Origin of the sequence: Microvirga soli (assembly GCF_016734765.1) — a bacterium.
GTDB classification, from domain to species: Bacteria; Pseudomonadota; Alphaproteobacteria; order Rhizobiales; family Beijerinckiaceae; genus Microvirga; species Microvirga soli.
The window spans coordinates 1-6,483 of sequence record NZ_JAERQE010000105.1; the positions used below are offsets into that span (position 1 = coordinate 1).

General features: G+C 61.7%; 6 protein-coding genes. 4 read left to right on the plus strand and 2 right to left on the minus strand.

The window, feature by feature from the left end; all coding sequences use genetic code 11:
* Window positions 1–170: 170 nt before the first annotated feature.
* Window positions 171–2,009: an adenylate/guanylate cyclase domain-containing protein gene (locus JKL45_RS29005; RefSeq protein ID WP_201865237.1), complete on the minus strand. Its 1,839-nt coding sequence runs from the start codon at window positions 2,007–2,009 to the stop codon at window positions 171–173.
* Window positions 2,010–2,682: 673 nt separating this feature from the next.
* On the opposite strand from JKL45_RS29005, the gene JKL45_RS29010 reads away from it, so the two are divergent.
* The 3 genes from JKL45_RS29010 to JKL45_RS29020 all read left to right on the plus strand — a co-directional run bounded on the left by JKL45_RS29010 (window position 2,683) and on the right by JKL45_RS29020 (window position 3,915).
* On the plus strand, window positions 2,683–3,171 hold the full coding sequence (locus JKL45_RS29010) for an Hsp20 family protein (protein ID WP_201865238.1): 489 nt from the start codon (window positions 2,683–2,685) through the stop codon (window positions 3,169–3,171).
* Between the two features lie 73 nt (window positions 3,172–3,244).
* Complete coding sequence (locus tag JKL45_RS29015; RefSeq protein ID WP_190847935.1) at window positions 3,245–3,511, plus strand: hypothetical protein; 267 nt, start codon at window positions 3,245–3,247, stop codon at window positions 3,509–3,511.
* Window positions 3,512–3,522: 11 nt separating this feature from the next.
* Window positions 3,523–3,915 (plus strand): hypothetical protein, encoded by a 393-nt coding sequence (locus JKL45_RS29020; RefSeq protein ID WP_201865239.1) that lies wholly within the window; start codon window positions 3,523–3,525, stop codon window positions 3,913–3,915.
* 363 nt (window positions 3,916–4,278) lie between these two features.
* Here JKL45_RS29020 and JKL45_RS29025 read toward each other — a convergent pair whose 3' ends face one another.
* Window positions 4,279–5,424 carry a GGDEF domain-containing protein gene (locus JKL45_RS29025; RefSeq protein WP_201865240.1) on the minus strand — a complete coding sequence of 382 codons (1,146 nt, stop codon included), beginning with the start codon at window positions 5,422–5,424 and terminating at the stop codon, window positions 4,279–4,281.
* 235 nt (window positions 5,425–5,659) lie between these two features.
* Here JKL45_RS29025 and JKL45_RS29030 point away from each other — a divergent pair, with 235 nt between their 5' ends.
* Window positions 5,660–6,292, plus strand: a complete 633-nt coding sequence (locus JKL45_RS29030) for a tyrosine-type recombinase/integrase (protein WP_201865241.1) — start codon at window positions 5,660–5,662, stop codon at window positions 6,290–6,292.
* The last annotated feature ends 191 nt before the right edge of the window (window positions 6,293–6,483 follow it).

A 6,483-nucleotide genomic window follows, 5' to 3' on the forward strand; every position in this document is an offset into this window, starting at 1 on the left:
TCCTGCAAAATCGAAGGCGGTGATGCGCCTGATATCCCAATCGTCTCAACGAGATCGGGATTCTTCACGGACGACGACGCTAGTAATAGACGGACCCGGCAGCGCCCGGGGGTTTTTCAACGAAATCTGCCACGAGGAGACGTCCCAAGTTCCCGACTGCGCTCTTACGCTTAAACGGGAAGGTCCGCTTGCTTGGCTGCCGGGAGAATGACCTCGCTGTACAGTTTCTGGTACAGATCCGGTGATTGTGCCAACGGGGCGAAAGCACTGTAGGACATTCTGAAGTCCGACGCCGAGGCGAGAGCCTGCCTTGCAGCCGCACGGGCGGCGTCCAAGTCGCCCAGAAGCGCGTGGACCATGGCCGCTCCGGCATGGACGTTCGGGAGACTGGAAGGCAGCAGTTGAGCCTTGGCAAAGCAATCGGCGGCAGCCTCAAGGTTTCCAAGGAGCAACTGAGCTCGCCCCAGGACCGACAGGAAGACACCGAAATCCGGGCTACGGGGGTCCAGGCGCATCGCCTGCTCTACCGCCAGCAAACCTTCACGGGGTCGTCCCAGCCAGATCAGAGCCATGGCCCAACTTGTGTGCGCATTAGCAAGATTGCGGTCGAGCGCAACGGCTGTCTCGCTCTCAAGAGCCATGCCCTTCGGGTCACCCTGAAGGCGGTGGACGATGGCCAACGCCAAGTGAGCGCGGGCGCTGTCAGGGTCATGCATCAGAGCGGTCCGAGCCGCCTCAGCAGCCTCTCTCACCCGATCCTGGCTGATCTCGGTTGAGCGGGAATGTTGCAGCGGCAGCTCCTGCATCAGAATGGACCAGGCAAGACGGGCCAGGGCCTCGCTGTTGCTGGGATCAAGCGCGGTGGCCTGCCGGAAGAAGGCCTCCTGCTGCTGGACACTTTGCAGCGACTGTGGACCATAGGATGCTGCAATGCCCCGCATGAGAAAGTCGACGGCATCGGGTGCCATCCTGCGTGCCTCACTGTCCCGCACGGCTGCAACCGTGATCTCCCGATCAATGGAGTTGGCGATCCGGCCGGTGATCTGGTCCTGAAGGCCAAACAGATCGGAGCTGTCACCGTCGAAGCGCTCTGACCAAGCGTGGGAGCCGGTTTGGCTGTCGAGCAGTTGAGCATTCACCCGCAGCCGTGAACCGCTTGTTTGAATGCTGCCCCTCAGCATGTAGCGCACCCCGAGATCGCGACCGACCTGCTGAAGATCCATCTGCTGGTCCTGGTACACCCTGGCCGTTGATGGCGCGATCACGAAGGAGCGTCGGATGCGGGAGAGATCGGTGGTGAGGGTCTCAGTGATGCCTTCAGCAAAGTGGGCCTGATCAGGCTCATTGGACGTCGCCGTGAAGGGCAGCACCATGAGGAACAAGCGGGGCGGCAGGGCCTGAAATCCCATTGAGGTCGAGCCCATCTGAGACGTCAAAGGTCCGGTCTCGCCTGAAGCCTCCTTCGGCAGGCTTGCGAGCACCTCGGGGGAGATGCCGAAGACATGCACCGGACGGGCAATGTTCTTGAGGCTCTGCTCGCCGAGATCAGCGAAGGGTAAGTTGAACCTGTCCTGGAGGTGATCACGTACCTCGCGGGTCAGACAGATCCCGCCGGGCTCGCTCAGGCGCTCCAGGCGGGCTGCAACGTTGACCCCTTCACCAAAGAGGTCGCCGTCCTGGACGACCACTTCCCCAAGGTTGATCCCAACCCGCAGCAAGAGCGATGGTTGATCCGGATGCGCCGTGTTGCGCGATATCGAGCCCTGCTGGATGGCCAGCGCGCAGGCTACAGCATCGATGACGCTGGCGAACTCAACAAGAAGACCATCCCCGATGGTTTTGACGATCCGGCCATGATGACGGACCACAGCCGGATCAATGACAGACCTCCTGAGGTCGTCCATGGTCTGCAAGGTGGCCACATCATCCAAGCCCATCAGGCGGCTGTAGCCGACAATGTCGGTCATCATGATCGCGGCGAGCCGACGCTCGACAACCCTCTGAGGCACGGCCATGCTCCTGCATCGCACGAGAATACGGACCGGCACAGTGTAGCATGGTGCCTTTGCTACTTCTAAGGGCAAGGCTCATGCGAACCCAGTAGGTCGCGGAGAGCTGCAAACCTCAGGTCTTGCGGCGCCAGTCGGAAGACGCTGACAAGTGCCACGTAAATGTAGAAGGCTGCTTTGGGTCAAACTGAGCCTTTAGGAGTGGACGTGTGATTGTCCGCTTACCTCTACGACTACGGACTCTCGGTCTACTTCGGCTTCATGCCATTTGCCGTTGTTCGCGAGGATTGCATAAAGGCCTGTCTGGCATCTGACGTTGCGACAGAAACCATGGGCTGAAATGCTTAGTGGCGAGCGTTGAACCCCACTGAACCGGAACCGTGGACTTTTACTCCAGCGCCCTCGGGCCAGGGCTCTCGGGTGGCTGCGCTATAGCCAAGAGTGTATCCGCTTTAACCATACCGGCCGAAGGATCTCGATGGGCTGTGCGATTGCGCCTGAGTGATCCAAAAAGCAGGAAGTAGACAGCGTTGTGTCGGTAGAGCCGAAGGTCTTGACGACGTAAAATCCCGTTCCTAACTTGATGAGCGCCAAGGCTCAGACGAGCTTGGCACACGGGCGCCGGCGGTGTCCGGCGCTCTCGGATCCATGTTGCTCACAAGAGGATGTGGCTATGAGAACCTTCGACATTTCTCCCCTGTACCGCTCCACGGTTGGCTTCGACCGGCTGTTCGACATGCTCGATCAGACCGCCCGGCTCGAGCCCATGACTAATTGGCCGCCTTACAATATCGAGAAGGCTGGTGACGACCAGTACCGGATCACAATGGCGGTGGCCGGTTTCTCCCCGGACGAGATCGAGCTCACCCAGCACGGCTCCGCCCTGCTGGTGACCGGACACAAGGGGTCCGAGGACGACAAGCAGTACCTGCATCGCGGCATCGCCACCCGCGCCTTCAAGCAGACGTTCAACCTCGCCGACCACGTGAAGGTAAAGGGCGCGAGCCTGGAGAATGGGCTGCTCACAGTCGACCTAGTACGCGAGGTGCCCGAAGCCCTGAAGCCCCGCCGGATCGAGATCGCCACCAACACTCAGCCTGTGATGGCGCAGGACAACGCGAAGCAAATCGAGCACGAGCCGCAGAAGACCAAGGCCGCGTAATCGAGCCAGCCGCACATAGCCTCGGGCGCCTCCTGCCCGAGGCTGGACCGTTTGCAGAACTCAGGAGGGATCCATGCAACAGACCTTCAGAGACGACATCGCGAGCGAGCTTACGTTTCCCCGTCACAGACCCAGTCACTCTTTCACCCATCCGCACCAGGTCCTCGGGCATGCCCTCCTGTCGCGAGGCGAGAAGCGGGCCTTGCTGGCCGAATGGGCGTCCGACGCCTGTTCGGTCGAAGGCCGACCTGGATGGCGGCAGATCCCCGGGTCCGGCGCAGTGGTTGTGATCGACGACATCCTCGATGCCCTCAGGGTGCTGGACTACAGCCATAGTTGACGGGCCGTGTGATGAGAACCGAGCCCTCCGTCCCGCGCGCCCCAAGCCCCATCATCTGGTTGCCTTGGCTTCATGCCAACGCTCGTCGACGCGAAGTCCATACCCTGCCCGGCCTGGATCGCGCCCTGGTGGCCCCCGCGTCCGTGTTCGCGTCACCCGACGATGTGGTGCGCCATCGCCGTCTCACCATTGATTGCAAGCGTGAGATCCTGTGGCGCTGGGCCTGGGACGAGTACCTCCTCGACCTGGCGCTCGCCGATGGCATGCCCGAAGGCGAGCCGCCGCGTCTGCCGGAGGTGAAAGCGGCCTTGCGCCTGCTGAGCATCGAATGGAGCCCGGATCCCGTAGCGCCGGCGATGCCAATCCCGCTGTTCGAGCACCACGAGCTTTGCCTGGTGGCCTGAGCTCAAGGCTGCGTGTCAGAGCGCCCAAGCAAGCACCGTGCTCGACCCAGAACCCTCCAACGATGGCGGGCCCTGGTCATCTTTGAGTATGTCGGAGGCGCCGATGAGAAGCCCGCAGCAGGCCGGTCACTTTGGCACTTGGCTACGGAAACCGTGTCAGGCGGCATGGTCTGGATCCGCTACTGGGTGGCGAACGATCTTGCACCTCCCCAGAGCCATTGGATTCGCGCCGTCCCCACTACCAAACATCGAAAGTCTGCAACGGGGCACAGTGTAAGGCAGAGCAGACCACATGAAGGTCGGCTTCACGCTGCTCCTGTGGACACTTGGTTTGATCCCCGTCGTGCCCAGCGGCAGGAATCCCTATGCCGTGAGCGGCCACTGACGGCTGGGGCTGGCAAGACGGTACAGCCCCTTGCCGGCTCTTTTGGCCTCGTAGCTTGCCTCATCGGCGGCGCGCAGAAGAGCCTCTCCGTCACCGCACTCCGGAGCGAGAGCAATGCCGACAGAGACGTTGATGCCGATCGACCGCCCTTCAATGCAGTAGGGTACGCTGACCTCCGCGATGAGACGCTCGGCCAACCGAACGGCAGCCTCCCGCTCCGTAGCAGGCATTTGCAGCACCGCGAACTCGTCGCCCCCAAGCCTGGCGACCACATCGCCCTCGCGGAGCGCGTGGCGCATCCGATGGGCGATCTGGCGAAGGAGTTCGTCACCCATGGCATGGCCATAGGCATCGTTCACGTGCTTGAACCCATCGAGATCCAAGGCGAGGACCGCGTACTTCTGCCTGTGGCGCGTCAGGTGCTCGGATGCCTTGGACAGGCATTCGCGAAAGGCGGCTCGGTTTGGAAGCCCCGTGAGATCATCATGCGCGGCACGGCGGGCGAGGCTGCGCTGGGCGCGATGCAGGGCCACGATGGTCTGGGCGCCGTGGCGACATGCCTCGATGTGGCTGTACCCGTAAAGCAGGAGCAAACCACCAACGATCTGGTAGCTCGTGTCAGGATGTAGGAGACAGCCGGCGGCAAAGGCGACCAGGACGACGCTGCCGGTGCTGATCGGGATCCAGGCCCGACACGCAACCCGCGTCGACGATTGCCCGGCGCAGCTCGCCATTGTGAGCCCAAGGCAGAGCAACTGGACCCCAGCATCGGCTCCCGACAGGGCCCGGAGCGACATTCCCGCGATCACGGCTGCCATCAGGAGCGAGCCTGCGCCGTAGGCGCACTCCCATCGCCTCGCGGCTGCGGGCGAGAGATCCTTGTCGGCTCCGGACTGATAAAAGGCCGCAAGGAGCCCCAGCCGGATCACCGCCATGACGATCGACAGCCAAGCCAGCAGCCAATCCCAACCGGACCCGGTGCGCCACGCCATCAGCCAAGCCCCGACGACGACACCGATTGTCACCGATGCGACCTGAGGCAGGGCTGTATAGAGCAGCCGAACGAGATCGGTGTGGATGCGCTCAGAGCGGAGCGGGCTGGGGATGGAGTTTAGGCCAGGCATGCATCGAGTCTACACGAACTGAGGAAATTTTGCCTTAAAGCAAAAGTGCGAGGGCAAGGGCGAGCAGACGGGACTATGCACTCCTCATGTAGTGCAGGAGACGATTGGGAGCTTCGCCCTCAGAACAAAGCAGGAGATTGGCTGAAATGAAGGGGACGTCTTGTTGACCCTGGGTTTTCTGCCAGCGCGTAAGGCCAAGGTTCATCGCGGGGGGCTTTGCTTCAGGAGCACTGCAATGCAAGACACTATCGCTGACCACCCCTGCCGAACCATCACACCTTGGAACTGGGGCAAGCTGATCGGACCCAAGCCGCCTCTGAAGCCTAAGGAGATCTGGTCCATTCGGGTCAGGCTCCAACTTGCGCGCCGCGTCCGCGACCTTGCCTTGTTCAACCTGGCCCTCGACAGCAAGCTGCGAGCTTGTGACCTAGTCGCGCTCCGGGTCGATGATGTGGCACTCAATGGGCGGGTGCGGTCCCGGGCGACCGTGATTCAGCGGAAAACAGGGCAGCCTGTTCAGTTCGAGATTTCGGAGCAGACCCGAGAGGCTGTGGGGCGCTGGCTCGAGAAGAAGAACCTGCATAAAGGCGAGCCACTGTTTCCAAGCCGGATCAATCGGCAAAAGCCCATGACAACGCGACAGTACGCCCGCCTACTCGGATCCTGGCTTCGCGCGATTGGCCTCGATCCTCTGGCCTATGGTACGCACTCACTGCGGCGCACCAAAGCGTCGATGATCTATCGAAGGACAGGCAATCTCCGGGCCGTTCAGCTTCTGCTCGGCCACACCAAGATCGAGAGTACGGTGCGGTATCTCGGCATCGATGTCGACGATGCTCTTCTGATTGCGGAGCAGGTTGAGATCTAACTGTCTGAGGCGGCTCCCCGATGAGCCGCCTCAGTGCCTAACTGCATGTTAACGAGCAAGGTCCGGACCTGAGGCTTAAGCAACCACAAAGCAAATGGCCAGCACGTGCCAGTTTGTATGGTCCGGCCGTGCGTCGCAAGATGATGTTGGCGGACGGACGAACGTGAGAGCTGCATCAATGTATTCGGCCT